19 protein-coding genes are annotated in these 18,719 nt (G+C 61.2%); 17 read left to right on the top strand and 2 right to left on the bottom strand.

Annotated elements, in window-relative coordinates:
- Positions 1-25: 25 nt before the first annotated feature.
- Together murB and FX982_RS00180 are read left to right on the top strand one after the other, a co-directional pair.
- Positions 26-1,045, top strand: coding sequence for a UDP-N-acetylmuramate dehydrogenase (gene murB / locus FX982_RS00185; RefSeq protein WP_172609189.1), 1,020 nt, complete (start codon positions 26-28; stop codon positions 1,043-1,045).
- A 57-nt stretch (positions 1,046-1,102) separates the two neighbouring features.
- Positions 1,103-1,699, top strand: a complete 597-nt coding sequence (locus tag FX982_RS00180) for a nucleotidyltransferase family protein (RefSeq protein ID WP_172609188.1) — start codon at positions 1,103-1,105, stop codon at positions 1,697-1,699.
- A gap of 67 nt (positions 1,700-1,766) precedes the next feature.
- Here the strand turns inward: FX982_RS00180 and rne are convergent, their stop codons facing one another.
- Positions 1,767-5,123 (bottom strand): ribonuclease E, encoded by a 3,357-nt coding sequence (gene rne / locus FX982_RS00175; RefSeq protein ID WP_438826294.1) that lies wholly within the window; start codon positions 5,121-5,123, stop codon positions 1,767-1,769.
- Positions 5,124-5,837: 714 nt separating this feature from the next.
- Between rne and rluC the strand changes: the two genes are divergently transcribed.
- From rluC to FX982_RS00160, 3 genes are read left to right on the top strand one after another with little or no spacing between them, the layout of a single operon-like run.
- Positions 5,838-6,797 carry a 23S rRNA pseudouridine(955/2504/2580) synthase RluC gene (gene rluC / locus FX982_RS00170; RefSeq protein WP_122535554.1) on the top strand — a complete coding sequence of 320 codons (960 nt, stop codon included), beginning with the start codon at positions 5,838-5,840 and terminating at the stop codon, positions 6,795-6,797.
- On the top strand, positions 6,787-7,467 hold the full coding sequence (locus tag FX982_RS00165; RefSeq protein ID WP_172609186.1) for an HAD-IA family hydrolase: 681 nt from the start codon (positions 6,787-6,789) through the stop codon (positions 7,465-7,467). Before rluC ends, FX982_RS00165 begins: the two co-directional genes overlap by 11 nt.
- 7 nt (positions 7,468-7,474) lie before the next feature.
- Positions 7,475-8,467, top strand: a complete 993-nt coding sequence (locus tag FX982_RS00160) for a S49 family peptidase (protein WP_172609185.1) — start codon at positions 7,475-7,477, stop codon at positions 8,465-8,467.
- A gap of 73 nt (positions 8,468-8,540) precedes the next feature.
- Here FX982_RS00160 and FX982_RS00155 read toward each other — a convergent pair whose 3' ends face one another.
- Positions 8,541-9,119 carry a Maf family protein gene (locus tag FX982_RS00155; RefSeq protein ID WP_172609184.1) on the bottom strand — a complete coding sequence of 193 codons (579 nt, stop codon included), beginning with the start codon at positions 9,117-9,119 and terminating at the stop codon, positions 8,541-8,543.
- Positions 9,120-9,225: 106 nt separating this feature from the next.
- On the opposite strand from FX982_RS00155, the gene FX982_RS00150 reads away from it, so the two are divergent.
- The 12 genes from FX982_RS00150 to FX982_RS00095 all read left to right on the top strand — a co-directional run bounded on the left by FX982_RS00150 (position 9,226) and on the right by FX982_RS00095 (position 18,705).
- Positions 9,226-9,753, top strand: coding sequence for a YceD family protein (locus tag FX982_RS00150; protein ID WP_065993122.1), 528 nt, complete (start codon positions 9,226-9,228; stop codon positions 9,751-9,753).
- Positions 9,754-9,766: 13 nt separating this feature from the next.
- The gene (rpmF, locus tag FX982_RS00145) at positions 9,767-9,949 is read left to right on the top strand and encodes a 50S ribosomal protein L32 (RefSeq protein ID WP_003179396.1); all 183 of its coding nucleotides are present in this window, start codon (positions 9,767-9,769) and stop codon (positions 9,947-9,949) included.
- A 4-nt stretch (positions 9,950-9,953) separates the two neighbouring features.
- Complete coding sequence (gene plsX, locus FX982_RS00140) at positions 9,954-10,961, top strand: phosphate acyltransferase PlsX (RefSeq protein WP_172609183.1); 1,008 nt, start codon at positions 9,954-9,956, stop codon at positions 10,959-10,961.
- Between the two features lie 138 nt (positions 10,962-11,099).
- Positions 11,100-12,038, top strand: a complete 939-nt coding sequence (fabD, locus tag FX982_RS00135) for an ACP S-malonyltransferase (RefSeq protein WP_172609182.1) — start codon at positions 11,100-11,102, stop codon at positions 12,036-12,038.
- Between the two features lie 15 nt (positions 12,039-12,053).
- Positions 12,054-12,791: a 3-oxoacyl-ACP reductase FabG gene (gene fabG / locus FX982_RS00130; protein ID WP_172609181.1), complete on the top strand. Its 738-nt coding sequence runs from the start codon at positions 12,054-12,056 to the stop codon at positions 12,789-12,791.
- A gap of 186 nt (positions 12,792-12,977) precedes the next feature.
- Complete coding sequence (gene acpP / locus FX982_RS00125) at positions 12,978-13,214, top strand: acyl carrier protein (RefSeq protein ID WP_007987170.1); 237 nt, start codon at positions 12,978-12,980, stop codon at positions 13,212-13,214.
- A 107-nt stretch (positions 13,215-13,321) separates the two neighbouring features.
- Positions 13,322-14,566, top strand: a complete 1,245-nt coding sequence (fabF, locus tag FX982_RS00120; RefSeq protein WP_172609180.1) for a beta-ketoacyl-ACP synthase II — start codon at positions 13,322-13,324, stop codon at positions 14,564-14,566.
- Complete coding sequence (gene pabC / locus FX982_RS00115; RefSeq protein ID WP_172612941.1) at positions 14,566-15,381, top strand: aminodeoxychorismate lyase; 816 nt, start codon at positions 14,566-14,568, stop codon at positions 15,379-15,381. Before fabF ends, pabC begins: the two co-directional genes overlap by 1 nt.
- 3 nt (positions 15,382-15,384) lie before the next feature.
- Positions 15,385-16,638, top strand: coding sequence for an endolytic transglycosylase MltG (mltG, locus tag FX982_RS00110; RefSeq protein WP_172609179.1), 1,254 nt, complete (start codon positions 15,385-15,387; stop codon positions 16,636-16,638).
- Positions 16,639-16,681: 43 nt separating this feature from the next.
- Entirely contained in the window at positions 16,682-17,326 is a 645-nt protein-coding gene (gene tmk / locus FX982_RS00105; RefSeq protein WP_172609178.1) for a dTMP kinase, read from the top strand.
- Positions 17,319-18,305, top strand: coding sequence for a DNA polymerase III subunit delta' (locus FX982_RS00100; protein WP_172609177.1), 987 nt, complete (start codon positions 17,319-17,321; stop codon positions 18,303-18,305). The genes tmk and FX982_RS00100 overlap by 8 nt, the downstream gene beginning before the upstream one ends.
- A gap of 43 nt (positions 18,306-18,348) precedes the next feature.
- Entirely contained in the window at positions 18,349-18,705 is a 357-nt protein-coding gene (locus FX982_RS00095) for a PilZ domain-containing protein (protein ID WP_037011754.1), read from the top strand.
- Positions 18,706-18,719: the final 14 nt, after the last annotated feature.

Below are 18,719 nucleotides of genomic sequence, written 5' to 3'. Positions count from 1 at the left end.
TTCCACTGTTTTCGCGGACGCATCCATGACGCTGAATGTGCAACACGACGTGTCTCTCAAGCCCTACAACACGTTCGGCGTAAATGTCCGCGCCCGGCGCTTTGCCGAGGCGTTCAGCGACGACGACGTATGCGAGGCCTTGGCGTATTCGACCCGCCACGACGTGCCGTTGATGGTCATCGGCGGCGGCAGCAACTTGCTGCTGACCCGTGACGTCGATGCCCTTGTATTGCGCATGGCCAGCCGTGGCATCCGCATCGTTCACGAGGATTGCGACGGCGCCATTGTCGAAGCGGAGGCGGGCGAGCCCTGGCATCCGTTCGTGCTGGACACACTCGCCCAGGGGTTGGCGGGGCTGGAAAACCTCAGCCTGATCCCCGGCACCGTCGGCGCTGCACCGATGCAAAACATCGGCGCTTACGGCGTTGAGCTCAAGGATGTTTTTCACAGCCTGACCGCGATTGATCGGCACAGCGGCGAGCTGCGGGAATTTGTCCTGGCCGACTGCGAGTTCGGCTACCGCGACAGCTTATTCAAGCGTCAGCCAAACCGTTGGCTGATCCTGCGTGTTCGCTTCAAGCTCAGCTACTCGGCGACCCTTCACCTCGATTACGGGCCGGTGCGTCAGCGCCTGGAAGAGCAGGGCATCAAAGAGCCTTCGCCGATGCACGTGAGCCGGGCGATCTGCGCCATTCGCAGCGAAAAACTGCCGGACCCCGCCACGCTGGGCAACGCAGGGAGCTTCTTCAAGAACCCGCTGGTGTCCGCCGAGCGTGTGGCTGCCATCAAACTTACGCACCCTGGCGTCGTCGGCTACCCTCAGGCCGATGGCCAGGTAAAGCTGGCGGCCGGCTGGTTGATCGAGCAGGCGGGCTGGAAGGGCTTCCGTGACGGCGACGCAGGGGTTCATGCGCTGCAGTCGCTGGTGCTGGTCAATTATGGCCAGGCATCGGGCGAGCAATTGCTCGCTCTGGCGCAGCGGATTCAGGCGGACATCTTCGAGCGCTTCGGTGTTGCGCTGGAAATGGAACCCAACCTCTATTGACCGGGGCGTGTCCTCCGGTTTGAGCTTCACTTAGTCCCTATTCAGTGAGGGTTAATCATGAGTGAAAGCCTGTGCGCGATCGTGCTGGCGGCGGGCCACGGCAGCCGATACCGCGCTGTTGCCGGTGACCACCGTAACAAGCTCCTGGCGCAATGCCTCGGGCGTGACGGCACGGAGCGATCTGTGCTGGAGCAGGTGCTTGTCAACGTCAGCCCCCTTGCCGATAAGACCGTCCTGCTGACCCGAGCCGATTACTGCAGCGTGGCCGAGCTGGGCCTGCGTCACGGCTGTGAAGTGGTGGTGCTGGATTCACCCGGCATGGGCGACAGTATCGCTGCTGCCGTTTCGGCGGAGCCTGCTCATCGCGGCTGGTTGATTGCGTTGGGCGACATGCCCTTCATTCATGCTGACACACTCGAGCGCGTGGCCCGTTCAGTGGAGGACGACGCCATCAGCGTACCGGTCCATGGCGGACGGTATGGGCACCCCGTCGCTTTTGGTCGTGCGTTCGGGCCGGCGCTCATGGCACTTGCCGGGGAGAAAGGCGCCAAACGGCTTTTCCAGGGCGCGCGGATCAAGGAGATCGAGGTTGACGATCCAGGTGTGTTGTGGGACGTGGACGTGCCTGCTGCGCTGATCTTTCAACCCGGTTGATTTCAAACCTCCAGGCATAAAAAAGCCCCACCTGCTTACACAGGTGGGGCTTTTTAGTTACCGCCGATTAAACGAGCGGTTTAGGCTCATCCGAGGCTTGCGCCTCTTTCTGCTGACGCTCGGCTTCCAGACGACGGCGGCGCACTTCACGGGGATCGTTCGGTGCACGGCCATTGCTGGCAACCGGCAGCGCAGGCGTCTCTTCTTTGGCCGGTTCTGCAACCGGCACTTGAGGAGGTTCGACAGCGACTGGCGCAGCGACGATTTCCGGCGCTGCAGTCTGAGCTGGCGCTTCTACGGCTGGCGCGATGACTGGTTCAGCGGCCACAGGCTGCAGAGCAACGGGTTCAACCACGGTCGGCGCGTCGATTACCGAGGCCTTGGCGTGCACTGGCTCGGCGGCTTGAGCAGGTTCAGAGATCTGAACGAGCTCAGACGCTTCGGCAGGCTCGGCCGTCTGAACAGGCTCAGCAGCCTGGACATGCTCGGCTTTAACAGGCTCAACAACGTGAACCGGCTCAGCCACGGCGACTTCAACCGCCTCATGCACCAGCGCAGGAGTCGGCATAAAGGCCGGGGCTTCCACAACCGCGGGCGCTTCAACAGCGACCGAAGTCTCGGCACTGGCTGGCGTGTCGGTCGATTCGGCTTCAGCGGCGGCTTTCACCTGGCGTTCGAACGGGCTCAGTGAGGCGTCGAATGTTGCCACTTCCACTTCCGGCATCACCGAGCGCTTGGCTTCAGGGGCAGGGGACTCTACGGCGGGCGCTTCTGGCGCTGCTTTGGAGGCCTGAGCCACCGGTGCTGCTTCAGTCGCGCGGGCTTCAACGGACGTGTTCGCACGTTCAGCCTGACGGTGGGCATCGGCTTCGGCGGTGGCGCTGATGACGCGCTCCGCTACGGCCGCAACGCTTGCACCGGCAGCGACATCGCCACGGTCGGCGTTCGCGTGCACTTCGTCATGGGACTCATGACTGTGCTCATTGCTTTCGCCGTCGTGGGCTTCAGAACCTTCCGAACCCTCAACGCCTTCGCTGCCTTCGATTTCATTGCCATTGGCATCACGCTGGCGCTCACGACGGTTGCTGCGACGACGCTGACCACGTGAACGACGACGAGGGCGATCGCCTTCGGCGTGCTCCTGGTTGTCATCCTGCTGCTCTTCGCTGGTCAGCAGGGTTTCGTCTTCAGCAGCCACTACAGCCTGTTCGGCGCGTGGTTGACGCTCTTCACGCGGCGCACGCGGCTGACGCTCTTCACGCGGGGCGCGCTCAGGGCGTTCTTCGCGGGGCAGGTTGACAGCCGGTGCGGCGTCGATCGGCTCACGCAGTTCACGCACACGCTCTTCACGCGGCTTGCGGTCTTCACGCCCAGCACGTGGCTGACGCTCTTCGCGAGGCGCACGGGCCTGACGCTCTTCACGCGGTGCGGTAGTTTCTTCACGGGCTTCACGCGGCTCGCGCGGTGCACGCTCTTCACGCGGCGCGCGCTCCTCACGTGGGGCACGTTCTTCACGGGGTGCGCGTTCTTCGCGATCGGCACGCGGCGCACGTTCTTCACGCGGCTTGCGTTCTTCGTCACGACGGCCGTTACGGCTGCGGCTCTGCTGACGGCCATTACGGCGCTCGTCGTTGCGCGCAGGACGTTCGGCAGCCGGTTTTTCGACCACGGCGGCAGGTGCGGCAGCTGCAGGCTCTTCCTTGGAAGCGAACAGGCTGACCAGCGACTTCACCAGGCCTTTGAACAAGCTTGGCTCGTGGGCAATCGGTGCAGGGGCAGCGGCAACCGGTGCAGCGGCTTCCACCGGAACCGGTGCATTGGCACGGGCCGGAGCGGTCTTGACTGCCGCTTCCTGGCGAACCAGGGTGCGGGTAGCAGCGGCAGGCGGTGCAACTTCTTCCACTTCAGCAGCAGCGGCAGCGATTTCATAGCTGGTCTGCAGGCTGTGGGCTTCCGGACTGTCATCACGCAGACGCTGCACTTCGAAGTGCGGGGTTTCGAGATGGTCGTTCGGCAGAATGATGATGCGCGCGCGGGTGCGCAGTTCGATCTTGGTGATCGAGTTGCGTTTTTCGTTGAGCAAGAACGCAGCGACCGGGATCGGCACTTGAGCGCGCACTTCTGCCGTGCGGTCTTTCAGCGCTTCTTCTTCAATCAGGCGCAGGATCGCCAGCGACAGCGATTCAACGTCACGAATGATGCCGGTGCCGTTGCAACGCGGGCAAACGATACCGCTGCTCTCGCCCAGGGAGGGACGCAGACGCTGACGGGACATTTCCAGCAAGCCGAAGCGCGAGATGCGACCGACCTGAACGCGGGCACGGTCCGCTTCGAGGCTTTCACGGACCTTTTCTTCCACGGCGCGCTGGTTCTTGGCCGGGGTCATGTCGATGAAGTCGATGACGATCAGGCCGCCGATGTCGCGCAGACGCAGTTGACGGGCGATTTCCTCAGCCGCTTCAAGGTTGGTCTGCAGGGCGGTCTCTTCGATGTCGCTGCCCTTGGTGGCGCGCGCCGAGTTGATGTCGATGGACACCAGTGCTTCGGTCGGATCGATGACGATGGAGCCACCGGAAGGCAGTTCGACGACGCGCTGGAAGGCGGTTTCGATCTGGCTTTCGATCTGGAAACGGTTGAACAGCGGAACGCTGTCTTCGTAGAGCTTGATCTTGCTGGCGTACTGCGGCATCACCTGACGGATGAACGTCAGCGCTTCTTCCTGGGCTTCGACGCTGTCGATCAGCACTTCGCCGATGTCCTGGCGCAGATAGTCGCGGATGGCGCGGATGATGACGTTGCTTTCCTGATAGATCAGGAAGGGCGCGGAGCGGTCGAGGGAGGCCTCTTTTATCGCGGTCCACAGTTGCAGCAGGTAATCGAGGTCCCACTGCATTTCTTCGCTGCTGCGGCCAAGGCCGGCAGTGCGAACGATCAGACCCATGTCGGCAGGGGCGATCAGGCCGTTCAGCGCTTCACGCAGTTCGTTACGCTCTTCGCCTTCGATACGACGGGAGATGCCGCCGGCACGCGGGTTGTTCGGCATCAGGACCAGATAGCGGCCTGCGAGGCTGATGAACGTGGTCAGGGCAGCGCCCTTGTTGCCACGCTCTTCTTTCTCGACCTGAACGATGACTTCCTGGCCTTCGCTCAGGACGTCCTTGATGTTGACGCGGCCTTCGGGCGACTTCTTGAAGTATTCGCGGGAGATTTCTTTCAGCGGCAGAAAGCCGTGACGCTCGGAGCCGAAGTCGACAAACGCGGCTTCAAGGCTGGGTTCGATACGCGTGATCCGGCCTTTGTAGATGTTGGCCTTCTTCTGTTCGCGGGCCCCGGATTCGATGTCCAGGTCGTAGAGGCGCTGGCCGTCTACCAGCGCAACACGCAACTCTTCGGGTTGAGTTGCGTTAATCAGCATTCTTTTCATGTAGTACCGTCGGTTTCCGGGCTGCCGGAAACGGCGTTCGGCACACACGACTTCTCACGGTCGGTGTCAGGGCACGTCAGGAGTGCTTGAACACTCCAGTGTCTAACGAGGTTCGGCCAGCGGGGCCGAGTCGCGACGACGTTCCTGCTTGCTGTGGTGACAAATGACACCCTGTCAGCAAAAGCTTTGTCAGGAGGAGGAATCAACCATCGGTAGCGGACGATATGAAGCGTCTTGAATAAAGCCTTGTGCTACACAGTCCGACGGTTGTGCGTCTCCACCCCACACGTATCCCTGATAATTCGGGTGCTGCCGCGCGCTGAATCCGCAGCGGGTTGCATTTATCGCGATCTTCCAAGGGAAGTTTCGCGCGTCATGGCTCAAATAAGGCATGGTTTCCGAAGCATTCGCCCGGTGCGACTGCCAGCGACTGCACTTTGTGAACTGGCCTTGAACGTGGGCCTCGATGGCGAGTGACTCACTCTGCGATCGGGCTTGTTTCAGGCCTCATGTCACCTGCGCTCGTTACGCTCGCATATCTTCCGTTGTCACCGAAAGCCCCGTAGGACGGCCTCGCGCCCTCGTGAATTGCGTTGAACAGGGCCGGCTGTCATACCGTTTGTCCGCTGTCCAGGCCGCTTTTGGCGGCGTTCGCGACTATAGCAGCAATCATTAAGTGCTTCAAATCCATAAAAAATTGTTATGATTTGCGCCATGACAAATCTCACCCCCCCAACCCCCGGCGTCCGGCTGGTAGAGGTTGCGCCGGAATTTGCCGGTCAACGCATCGATAACTTTCTGATCACGTACCTCAAGGGCGTTCCCAAGACCTTGATTTACCGCATTTTGCGCAAAGGCGAAGTGCGCGTGAACAAAGGCCGGATCAAGCCCGAGTACAAGCTTCAGGCGGGCGACGTCGTGCGCGTCCCGCCCGTTCGCGTGCCTGAGCGCGACGAACCTGTGCCCGTTGCCCAGGGTCTGCTGCAGCGTCTGGAAGCCGCCATTGTCCATGAAGACAAAGGCCTGATCGTCCTCAACAAGCCTGCCGGCATCGCGGTTCACGGCGGCAGCGGCTTGAGTTTTGGGGTCATCGAAGCCTTTCGTCAACTGCGGCCTGACGCCAAGGAGCTGGAGCTGGTCCACCGTCTGGACCGTGACACCTCCGGGCTGTTGATGATCGCCAAGAAGCGCAGCATGTTGCGTCACCTGCACGAGCAGTTGCGGGGCGATGGCGTGGATAAGCGCTACATGGCGCTGGTCCGCGGAAACTGGCCGACCGCGCAGAAGCAGGTCCGTGCGCCGTTGCTCAAGAGCAATCTTCGCTCTGGCGAGCGCATGGTCGAAGTCAATGAAGAGGGCAAGGAGGCGCTGACCCTGTTCAAGGTCCTGCGCCGCTTTGGAGACTTCGCCACCATGGTCGAAGCCCGGCCCATCACCGGCCGTACCCATCAGATTCGTGTGCACGCCTTGCATGCCGGCCACTGCATTGCCGGTGACCCGAAGTACGGTGATGAGGATTTCAGTCGTGAAATCCGAGACCTCGGCGGCAAGCGCCTGTTCCTGCACGCCTACGCCCTGACCGTGCCGCTGCCGGACGGTGGCGAGCTTAAAGTTGAAGCGCCCGTCGACGAGATGTGGGCCAAGACCGTGGAGCGACTGCTGCTTGCGCCCTGATTACGAACTGCTGATCTTCGATTGGGACGGCACGCTGTCCGACTCTATCGGTCGTATTGTCGACGCGATGCAAGCCGCCGCGCACCTTGCCCGTCGTCCGGTACGTGATGATGCAGCCATCAAGGGCATTATTGGTCTGGGTTTGCCGGAAGCGATTCGCACCTTGTACCCGGACATCACGGCCAATGACCTGATCGAGTTCCGGCAGCACTACGCCGACCGTTACATGGTCATGGACGTTGAGCCTTCTAAACTGTTCGACGGTGTGCATGAGTCGCTGGAGGCGTTTCGTGCCGAGGGCTATCGCCTGGCGGTCGCCACCGGCAAGGCCCGGCGTGGCCTGGATCGAGTGTTAAAGGCGCACGGCTGGACCGACTTCTTCGACGCCACCCGCGCAGCAGACGAAACGGCCAGCAAGCCGGATCCGCTGATGCTGAATGAAATCCTGCAGCATTGCGGCGTCAGGCCTGAAAAGGCGCTGATGATTGGCGATGCTTCGTTCGATCTGCTCATGGCTCGCAATGCCGGAATGGATTCAGTGGCTGTCGGGTATGGCGCGCAAGCGCTAGGGTCTCTGCTTCAATACCAGCCGCGTCTGGCGATCGAGCACTTTTCCGAATTGCGCACCTGGTTGGGTGCGCGGACTGCTGAAACTTCGTTGTTGGGGTAACTGATCTATGTCGGACGAATGGAAATCTCCGTCTTCGCCAGAGCGCGACGACGCAGGGGATGCAAAAAGCTGGAAACTGCTGGAAAAGACCCTGCTCGCCAGTGTGCAGGAGCAGCGTAGGTCGCGACGCTGGGGAATCTTTTTCAAGTCTCTGACCTTTCTTTATCTGTTCGGCGCGCTGGCGTTGTTTTCGCCGCTCATGGATTTCGGCAAGGGCGCCTCGCGCAGCACCAGTCACACGGCGCTGATCGAAGTGAAGGGCATGATCGCCGACACCGAGGCCGCCAGTGCCGACAATATCGTTGGCAGCCTGCGGGCAGCGTTCGAGGACGAAAAAACCAAGGGCGTGATTCTGCGTATCAATAGCCCGGGCGGCAGTCCGGTGCAGTCCGGCTACATCTACGATGAAATCCGACGATTGCGTGCGCAGAAGCCGAACATCAAGGTGTATGCGGTGATCACGGATCTCGGGGCGTCCGGTGCGTATTACATCGCCAGCGCCGCCGACCAGATCTATGCCGACAAGGCCAGTCTGGTGGGTTCGATCGGTGTCACGGCGGCCGGTTTCGGTTTCGTCGGCACGATGGAGAAGCTGGGTGTTGACCGTCGTACCTATACCTCGGGCGAGCACAAGGCCTTCCTTGACCCGTTCCAGCCGCCAAAGGCTGACGAGACTGCGTTCTGGCAGGGTGTTCTGGACACCACTCACAACCAGTTCATCGCCAGCGTCAAAGCGGGTCGCGGTGATCGCCTGAAGGACAAGGACCATCCGGAGTTGTTCTCGGGGCTGGTCTGGACGGGCGAGCAGGCGGTGGGCTTGGGCCTGGTCGATGGGCTTGGCAGTGCCAGCTACGTGGCGCGCGATATCATTGGCGAGAAAGAGATGGTCGATTACACGGTTAAAGAGTCGCCGTTTGATCGTTTCTCCAAAAAGATGGGCGCCAGCGTCGCTGAGCAGATCGCGATGTGGGCAGGCTTCACTGGGCCGTCCCTGCGCTGATCGCGGCAGTCTTGATGTGTGATGAAAAGCCCGGCCAATGGTCGGGCTTTTCGTATCGGTTTTTTTAGCGAGGTCAGGGCAGTTCGACGCCCTCGTTCATCAGCATGTCCACCAGGCGTATTAAAGGAAGACCGATCAGGCTGGTCGCATCCAGGCCTTCGGTGCTGCGGAACAGGCTGACGCCCAGTCCTTCGGCCTTGAAGCTACCGGCGCAGTCATAGGGTTGTTCGGCGTGCAGGTAGCGGCTGATGCGAGCGTCGTCCAGTTGGCGCATGTGTACGGTGAAGGGCACGCAATCAACCTGGCACTGACCCGTTCGGCTATTGAAGAGCACAAGCCCGGTAAGGAAGCTGACGCTGTTGCCGCTGCTCGCCTTCAGCTGTTCCTGGGCGCGCTCGAACGTGTGGGGCTTGCCGAGAATCTGTTCGCCAAGCACGGCCACCTGGTCTGAGCCGATAATCAGGTGGTCAGGGAATTGGTCAGCCAGTGCCATGGCTTTCTCGCGCGCCAGGCGGGTCACAAGATCGACGGCCGGTTCGTGTGGGCGACGACTTTCATCGATGTCGGGTGAGGCGCAGACGAACGGCAATCGAAGGCGATCGAGCAATTCGCGGCGGTAGGGCGAGCTGGAAGCAAGGAGTAGAGGCAGCATGGGGTGCTCCGTAACATGAAAGTCGAGTGTAATCAGCGGCTCAGGTTGCGAACAGGCCTGAATTTCCTTTGACAGTCGCAAGGGTCGTCCCTAGAATGCTGCGCCTATGTTGAATGACCCGATTCCACCTCACGTTGACCCGCGCAAATTAGCTGATCGTGGCACTACTCTTCAGGGAGAGATGCTGCTGGCTGATTTGGAGAGACTCTGCGACCCGCTTGCTGACAATCTCGGTACGGTGCAGGCGAAATTCGTTTTTGAGCGAGACGAGCAGCGCGCTGTGGTTATCCACAGTGCAATTGACGTCGAAGTCAAAATGGTTTGCCAGCGTTGTCTTGAGCTGGTCACCTTTCCGATCCACAGCGAATGCAGTTATGCGGTGGTGAAGGAGGGTGCAAACACCCAGTCGTTGCCGAAAGGCTATGACGTGCTGGAACTCGGCGAAGATCCCATGGATCTGCTGGCTTTGATCGAGGATGAGCTTCTGCTCGCCTTGCCCATTGTTCCAACTCATGATCCGAAAGAATGCCAGCCGCCGGCGGACCTCAACGAGTCCGAGCCGAGCGAGGACGAGGTAACGCGGTCCAACCCGTTCAGTGTATTGGCGCAGTTAAAGCGTGACCCAAACGTTTAGGAGTTAATCAATTATGGCTGTTCAGCAGAACAAAAAATCCCGCTCTGCCCGTGACATGCGTCGTTCGCACGACGCTCTCGAGGCTAGCACTCTGTCTGTAGAAAAAACCACCGGTGAAGTTCACCTGCGTCACCACGTATCGCCAGAAGGCGTATACCGTGGCCGTAAAGTGATCGACAAGGGCGCTGACGAGTAATTTCTTGTCTGCTCCGGTCATCGCGATCGACGCAATGGGCGGGGACTTCGGTCCCCGCAACATTGTTCAGGCCAGCATTGCCTGCCTGCTTGCTACACCCTCGCTACACCTGACCCTCGTCGGTCAATCCTCCCTTCTTGAAGAACTCATCGCACGCCACTCCGGTGTCGATCGCTCACGCCTGCGCGTTGTGCACGCCAGCGAAGTCATCACCATGGATGAGCGCCCGTCCCAGGCCTTGCGCGGCAAGCCTGATTCGTCGATGCGCGTCGCGCTGGGACTTCTCGCCGAAGGCAAGGCCCACGCCTGCGTCAGTGCAGGCAACACCGGCGCCTTGATGGCGCTGTCCCGGTTTGTGTTGAAAACCCTGCCGGGCATCGACCGCCCGGCCATGGTGGCCGCGATGCCGACACGCAGTGGTTATTGCCAGTTGCTGGACCTGGGCGCGAACGTCGATTGCACCGCCGAGCATCTTTACCAGTTCGCCGTGATGGGGTCTGTGGCGGCAGAGGCGCTGGGCGTGGTGCGACCCAGAGTCGCACTGCTGAACGTCGGCACCGAAGACATCAAGGGCAATCAGCAGGTCAAGCTGGCTGCCGGTCTGTTGCAGGCTGCGCCGGGGCTGAATTACATCGGCTTTGTCGAAGGCGATGGCCTCTATCGGGGTGAGGCGGATGTGGTGGTTTGCGACGGCTTCGTCGGCAATGTGCTGCTGAAATCCAGCGAAGGCCTGGCGTTGATGATTAGCGAGCGGATAGAGCGGTTGTTTCGCCGCAACCTGCTGTCGCGGCTGGTGGGTTTGATGGCAAGGCCTGTGCTCGGCAGACTCAAGGCCGATCTGGCGCCGGCGCGGCACAACGGCGCCAGTTTTCTGGGTCTGCAGGGCATTGTGGTGAAGAGCCACGGCTCGGCCGATGCCCAGGGTTTCCAGAGCGCGATACAGCGGGCGCTCATCGAGATTCAGGCAAACCTGCCACAGCGCTTGCGCGGTCGTCTTGAGGATCTGCTTTAGGGCTTCGATCCGAGTCTTGGGCTAGAATGTGACGCCTGTGACCGAGTGGTCATCCAACTGTCCATCGCAACACATTGAATTACTTCGCGTTCGGCCCGCCGGACGCTCATTTTGACGACAATAATCAGGGGCTTGTTAATGTCTGCTTCCGTCGCATTTGTCTTTCCGGGCCAAGGCTCGCAGTCCCTCGGCATGCTGGCCGAGCTGGGCGCGCAGCATCCGCTGGTGCTGGAAACGTTCAAAGAAGCTTCCGATGCTCTGGGCTATGACCTCTGGGCGCTGACCCAGCAGGGCCCGGAAGAAAGCCTCAATCAGACCGATAAAACCCAGCCTGCCATTCTTACCGCGTCGATCGCCTTGTGGCGTCTGTGGCTGGCGGAAGGCGGCGTGCGCCCGGCGTATGTCGCCGGCCACAGTCTGGGTGAGTACAGCGCGCTGGTTGCGGCCGGCAGCCTGACCCTTGCCGATGCGGTGAAGCTGGTCGAGCGTCGTGGTCAGCTGATGCAGGAAGCTGTGCCTGCGGGGCAGGGGGGCATGGCGGCCATTCTGGGCCTGGACGATGCGGTGGTCATTGCTGCCTGTGCCGAAGCGGCAGAGGGCGAGGTGGTCAGTGCGGTGAATTTCAATTCACCCGGACAAGTCGTGATCGCCGGTGCCAAGGCCGCCGTTGAGCGCGCCATCGAAGTCTGCAAGGCGAGGGGCGCCAAGCGTGCCTTGCCGTTGCCGGTGAGCGTGCCCTCGCACTGCGAGCTGATGCGCCCGGCGGCGGAACGCTTCGCCGAGTCGATCGCTGCCATTGACTGGCAGGTGCCGCAGATACCGCTGGTGCAGAACGTCACCGCAGGTGTCGTGTCCGACCTCGATACCCTTAAAGCCGATCTGCTGCAGCAGCTCTACAAGCCAGTGCGCTGGGTCGAATCGATCCAGACGCTGGCAGCCCAGGGCGCCCTGCAACTGGTCGAATGCGGCCCGGGCAAGGTGCTTGCCGGGTTGAACAAGCGTTGCGCCGATGGCGTGGCCACCCACAACCTTAATACCCCAGACGCCTTCGCCGCCGCTCGTGCGGCGCTGGCCTGATTAGGAGACGCCTGCATGAGTCAGGGTAAAGTTGCACTTGTCACCGGCGCGAGCCGAGGCATTGGCCGGGCGATCGCCCTTGAACTGGGTCGTAACGGCGCTACCGTTGTGGGCACAGCGACGTCCGAATCCGGCGCCGAGAAGATCACCGCTTATTTCAAGGAAAACGGCATCGAAGGCTTCGGCCTGGCGCTGGACGTAGGCAGCGACGAATCCGTTGCCGCTGCGCTCGCCCAGATCACCGAGCGCGTGGGTGCGCCGTTGATCCTGGTCAACAACGCCGGTATCACCCGTGACAACCTGATGATGCGCATGAAGGATGACGAGTGGCATGACGTCATCAACACCAACCTGAGCAGTCTGTTTCGCCTATCCAAGGGCGTTCTGCGCGGGATGACCAAGGCGCGCTGGGGCCGGATCATCAGCATTGGTTCGGTGGTGGGTGCCATGGGCAACGCAGGTCAAGTAAACTACGCAGCCGCCAAGGCGGGTCTGGAAGGCTTCAGCCGTGCTCTGGCACGTGAAGTCGGGTCGCGCGCAGTGACGGTCAACTCGGTGGCGCCGGGTTTCATCGACACCGACATGACCCGCGAGCTGCCAGAAGCGCAACGTGATTCCCTGACGGCACAGATTCCTCTGGGCCGACTGGGGCAGGCAGAAGAGATCGCGCATGTTGTCGCTTTTCTTGCCTCAGAAGGTGCAGGCTACGTGACCGGGGCTACAATCCCCGTTAACGGCGGCATGTACATGTGACCGGTCGTATCGAAAAAATGTCATACGGGCTGTCTAAAATCCGTTATAAAGCTGAAATCTTTTAAGGGGTAGAGGGCTGTTGGGCGTAGCGGGAATTGCGTTTAGCTTGAAATGCGCAAAACCTCTTCTATACACTTACCCATCGGCCAGCTGCCTGAATTTGTCCACTAGGAGTTAAAACACGGTATGAGCACCATCGAAGAGCGCGTCAAGAAAATCGTTGCCGAACAACTTGGCGTCAAGGAAGAGGAAGTCGTCAACACTGCTTCCTTCGTTGAAGACCTGGGTGCCGACTCCCTTGATACCGTAGAGCTGGTAATGGCTCTGGAAGAGGAATTCGAGACCGAAATCCCTGACGAAGAAGCCGAGAAGATCACCACCGTACAAGCCGCTATCGATTACGTTACTGCCCACCAGGCGTAAGATTTTGTAATCGTAGTTTGCTGTCCTGGAGAAACCGCACTGCCCCTGGCGTGCGGTTTTTTCTTTGAATAGGGCAGCGTTTCATCAATAGAAGAAAGGAGAGTCCTGTGTCGCGTAGACGCGTCGTGGTCACCGGTATGGGTATGCTGACGCCTTTGGGCACGGATGTGCCGAGCACCTGGCAAGGCATTCTGGCTGGCCAGAGTGGCATTGGGCCTATCGAGCACACGGACCTGTCCCAGTACACCACCCGCTTCGGCGGTTCGGTGAAGGGATTCAACGTCGAGGAATACCTGTCGGCCAAAGAGGCCCGCAGACTCGACCTGTTCATCCAGTACGGGCTGGCTGCCAGCTTTCAGGCCGTGCGCAACTCCGGTATCGAGATCGACGACACCAATCGCGAGCGCGTCGGCGTGGCGATGGGATCGGGCATCGGGGGCCTCACCAACATTGAAAACACCAGCCGGCTGATGCATGAGCAGGGTCCTGGCAAGATTTCCCCGTTTTTCGTGCCGGGGTCGATCATCAACATGATTTCCGGGTTCCTGTCGATCCACCTCGGCGCACAGGGTCCCAACTACGCCATCGCCACTGCCTGCACCACGAGCACCCATTGCATCGGCATGGCCGCGCGCAACATCGCGTACGACGAAGCCGACGTGATGATTGCCGGCGGCGCTGAAATGGCCGCCTGCGGCCTGGGCATGGGCGGCTTCGGCGCTTCGCGCGCGCTGTCCACCCGCAACGATGAGCCCGCGCGCGCCAGCCGTCCGTGGGACAAGGGCCGTGACGGCTTTGTGCTGTCCAACGGTGCCGGCGCCATGGTTCTCGAAGAGCTCGAGCACGCAAGGGCGCGGGGGGCGACCATTTACGCCGAGCTGATCGGCTTCGGCATGAGTGGCGATGCGTTTCACATGACTTCACCGCCGGATGACGGCGCCGGTGCCGCGCGCTGCATCACCAACGCCCTGCGTGATGCCAAGGTTCGTCCGGATGAGGTGCAGTACATCAATGCCCATGGCACCTCCACGCCTGCGGGCGACCTGGCCGAAGTCAGCGCCATCAAAAAGGTGTTTGGCGAACACGCCTACAAACTGGCCGTCAGTTCGACCAAGTCGATGACTGGCCACCTGTTGGGCGCAGCCGGTGCGATCGAAGCGATTTTCAGCGTCTTGGCAATCAGGGATCAGGTTGCACCACCGACAATCAATCTCGATGAGCCGGACGAAGGCTGTGACCTGGACTTCGTTCCCCACGAGCCGCGCAAGATGCCGATCGACGTGGTGATCTCCAACTCCTTCGGTTTTGGTGGCACCAACGGTTCCCTGGTCTTCCGCCGGTACACCGAATGATTGCGAGCTGGATCGATGGCCTTGCTGCTGACTCCGTTGCCGTCAAGGATCGGGGTCTGGCGTACGGCGATGGTCTCTTCGAGACAGTCCTCGTCAAGGCCGGGCAACCAGTGCTCTTCCCGCGTCACCTGCAGCGTCTGACGCTGGGAGCGCAGCGTCTGGCACTTAACGTGGATCTGGCGCTGGTCGAGCAGGAATGCCGCCGATTCGCCGCCCATCTGGGTGAAGGCGTGATGAAGCTCATCGTCACCCGCGGCGATGGTGTGCGTGGTTATGCACCCGCTTCGGACGCGCTGCCGCGACGCATCCTCCAAGGGGGGCCGCTGCCGGCTTACCCTGAAAGTCATGCAGAGCAGGGCATCAAACTGTTCGCTTGTCAGACCCGCCTCGCCGAGCAGCCGCTGCTGGCCGGGCTCAAGCACCTCAATCGCCTTGAGCAAGTCCTGGCTCGTGGCGAATGGCAAAATGCCGAGTACGCCGAAGGGCTGATGCGGGACGTGTCGGGGCGCATCGTCGAAGCGGTGTACAGCAATCTGTTTATGGTCAAGGCCGGGGTGTTACTGACGCCGCACCTGCGCCGCTGCGGCGTGGCCGGTGTGATGCGGGCCGAGATCCTGGCGCTGGCGGAGCACGAGAACATGCCGGCCCGTGAGCTTGACCTGCAGATGTCCGACCTGCAAAAGGCCGACGAGGTGTTCGTCTGCAACAGCGTGTACGGCATCTGGCCGGTGCGCGGCGTCGAGCATCTGAACTGGCCGGTTGGGCCGCTGACCCGTAAACTCCAACACCTTGTTCGCGGGCTTCTGGATATCTGATTCGTGATCCGAAAATTACTCGTCTTGCTGGAAACAGGTGTGGTTCTGGCGGGGCTGTTGCTGGGTGTGGCTTATTGGCAGCAGAACAGCGCGCTGCAACAGTCCCTCAATCTCACCCAGGAAAAACTGCTGGATGTGCCGGCGGGCTCTTCGCCAACCGGCGTGCTGAATCGGTTGCAGGCCGACGGTGTCATCAAAGACGCGTTCTGGCTGCGTTTGTACTGGCGCTTCAATCTGCAGGGCCAGTCGCTGCACAGCGGCGAATACCGCATGGCGCCGGGCATGAACGCCGAGTCGCTGCTCGATCTCTGGCAAAAAGGTGAAGTGGTGCAGTACAGCGTCACCCTCGTGGAGGGCTGGACATTCCGTCAGGTACGCGCGGCGCTGGCCAAGCAGGTCAAGCTGGAGCAAACAGCGAGCGAACTCAGTGACACCGAGCTGATGGCGAAGCTGGGCCATCCGGACGTCTTCCCCGAAGGCCGGTTTTTCCCGGACACTTATCGCTACGTGCGCGGCATGACCGACGTCGAGCTGCTCAAACAAGCCTACAACCGCCTCGATGAAGTGCTCCAGGAAGAGTGGGAGAAACGCGCTGCCGATGTGCCGTATACCGATGCCTACCAGGCGCTGATCATGGCGTCGCTGGTGGAAAAGGAAACCGGCGTGCCTCATGAGCGCGGCCAGATTGCCGGCGTGTTCGTGCGTCGCTTGCAACAGGGCATGTTGCTGCAGACCGATCCGACCGTCATTTACGGCCTCGGCGACCGGTACAACGGCAAGATCACCCGGGCGTTGCTGAAAGAGGCTACGCCGTACAACACCTATGTCATCGCCGGCTTGCCGCCAACGCCGATTTCCATGGTCGGGCGCGAGGCGATCCATGCGGCGATGCACCCGGTGGCCGGTAACAGCCTGTACTTCGTCGCAAGAGGAGACGGCAGTCACGTTTTCTCCGCCGATCTGGATGCGCACAACGCGGCGGTGAAGGAGTTCCAGCTCAAGCGTCGCGCGGATTATCGGTCCAGTCCGGCGCCGGTCGTTGCACCCGCGGCGCCTGCAGATTCCCTCGATAAGCCCGCATCCGAGCAGCAGCCCCTGGATCCACAACGTACTGATGCGCAGCCGACAGAGTCCAACGCTGCAGAGGCTAAGTCAGTTGAGTCCAGCTCTGGAGAACCGGGCGCGAGCGAACACTCGCCGAAACCGCAGACAGACGCTGCAACGCCGTCGGCTCCGGCCAATGACTCCGGCAAATGACAAACGCGAGCACACTCGCCATGAATCTGACCAAGGACTGCCCGTGACCGGCTTGTTTATTACCCTGGAAGGCCCCGAAGGCGCGGGCAAAAGCACCAACCGCGAGTACCTGGCCGAACGGCTGCGCAATGAGGGCATTGATGTCGTCCTGACCCGTGAGCCTGGCGGTACCCCCCTGGCAGAGCGTATCCGTGAGCTGCTGTTGGCGCCCGGTGACGAGCCGATGTTCGTTGATACCGAGTTGCTGCTGATGTTCGCCGCCCGCGCGCAACACCTCGCCGCGCTGATTCGCCCGGCGCTGGCGCGAGGGGCCGTGGTGCTTTGCGATAGGTTCACCGATGCCACGTACGCGTATCAAGGAGGCGGCCGAGGCCTGCCCATCGAGCGTATCGCCGTGCTGGAGGATTTCGTCCAGGGTGCGCTGCGTCCGGATCTGGCCCTGGTATTCGATCTGCCCATCGAAATCGGCCTGGCCCGCGCGTCCGCTCGGGGTCAGCTGGACCGTTTCGAGCAAGAAGGCCGAGCATTCTTCGACGCCGTGCGTAGTACCTACTTGTCCCGCGCGGCCGCCGCCCCCGAGCGTTATCGCCTGGTGGACGCGTCCCTGCCGCTGACTGAAGTCCAGGCGTCCCTCGATGACCTGGTCCCCGACCTGATCGCTCTGCTGGCGGCTCGCCGGCATGGCTGAAGCCTATCCCTGGCAGCACGGCCTGTGGCAGCAACTGGCAGGCCGCAAGCAGCATGCTCACGCCTATTTGCTGCACGGCCCGGCCGGTATCGGCAAGCGGGCGCTGGCCGAACGTTTGATGTACCTGCTGCTGTGCCAGCGCCCGGCAGGCTTGGAGGCATGCGGCCAATGCAGATCCTGCTCGCTGCTGGCGGCCGGCAGTCATCCTGACCATTACGTGCTGGAGCCTGAAGAAGCCGACAAGGCGATCAAGGTCGATCAAGTGCGCGACCTGGTCAGCTTTGTGGTGCAGACCGCGCAGATGGGCGGGCGCAAAGTGGTGCTGATAGAACCGGTCGAGGCGATGAACATCAACGCCGCCAACGCCCTGCTGAAAAGCCTGGAAGAGCCTTCGGGCAACACCGTCCTGTTGCTGGTCAGCCATCAGCCGAGTCGGCTGCTGCCCACGGTCAAGAGCCGTTGCGTGCAACAGGCGTGTCCGTTGCCCAGCGACGCCATGAGCATCGCCTGGCTGGCCGATGCACTGCCCGATTGCACCGATCAGGAACGCGCCGATCTGCTGACCCTCGCGGCCGGTTCGCCGCTGGTGGCGGTCAAGCTCCAGGCCCAGGGCGTTCATGAGCAACGGGCGCTGGTGGTCGACGGTGTTAAAAAGCTGCTCAAGGGCCAGCAATCGCCGACCCAGCTGGCCGAAGGCTGGAAAGACATCCCGTTGTTGCTGCTGTTCGACTGGTTCTGCGACTGGTCAAGCCTGATCCTGCGCTATCAATTGACCCAGGATGAAGAAGGCCTGGGCTTGGCCGACATGCGCAAGGTTGTGCAGTACCTGGCGCAGAAATCATCCCAGCGCAATGTGCTGGCGATACAGGACTGGGTCCTGCTGCAGCGCCAGAAGGTCATGTCAAAAGCGAACCTCAACCGGGTTTTGTTGCTCGAAGCGTTATTGGTGCAGTGGGCAGGCCTGACCGGACAGGGTTAGACTGGCCATCTGCATGACATCATGCATTGCCTGAGGAAACGAGATGAGCGTGCCACTGAGTCCAGGTCCACGTAACGGCATCCTGTCCCTGACCATCAAGGACAAGTCCGTCCTGTACGCCGCGTACATGCCGTTCATCAAAAACGGCGGCCTGTTCATTCCCACCAGCAAAAGCTACAAGCTGGGCGATGAAGTGTTCATGCTGCTCAACCTGATGGACGAGCCTGAAAAGATTCCGGTCGCGGGCAAGGTCACCTGGATCACCCCGAAGGGTGCTCAGGGAAACCGCGCCGCTGGCGTTGGGGTGCAGTTCAACGATGGCGACAACACCGCGCGCAATATGATTGAAAACTACCTGGCCGGAGCGCTTAAGTCCGACCGTCCTACCCACACGATGTAAGTTGCCCCCGCCGC

Source organism: Pseudomonas graminis, assembly GCF_013201545.1.
GTDB lineage: Bacteria > Pseudomonadota > Gammaproteobacteria > Pseudomonadales > Pseudomonadaceae > Aquipseudomonas.
This window is presented reverse-complemented; position numbering and strand designations above follow the sequence as displayed.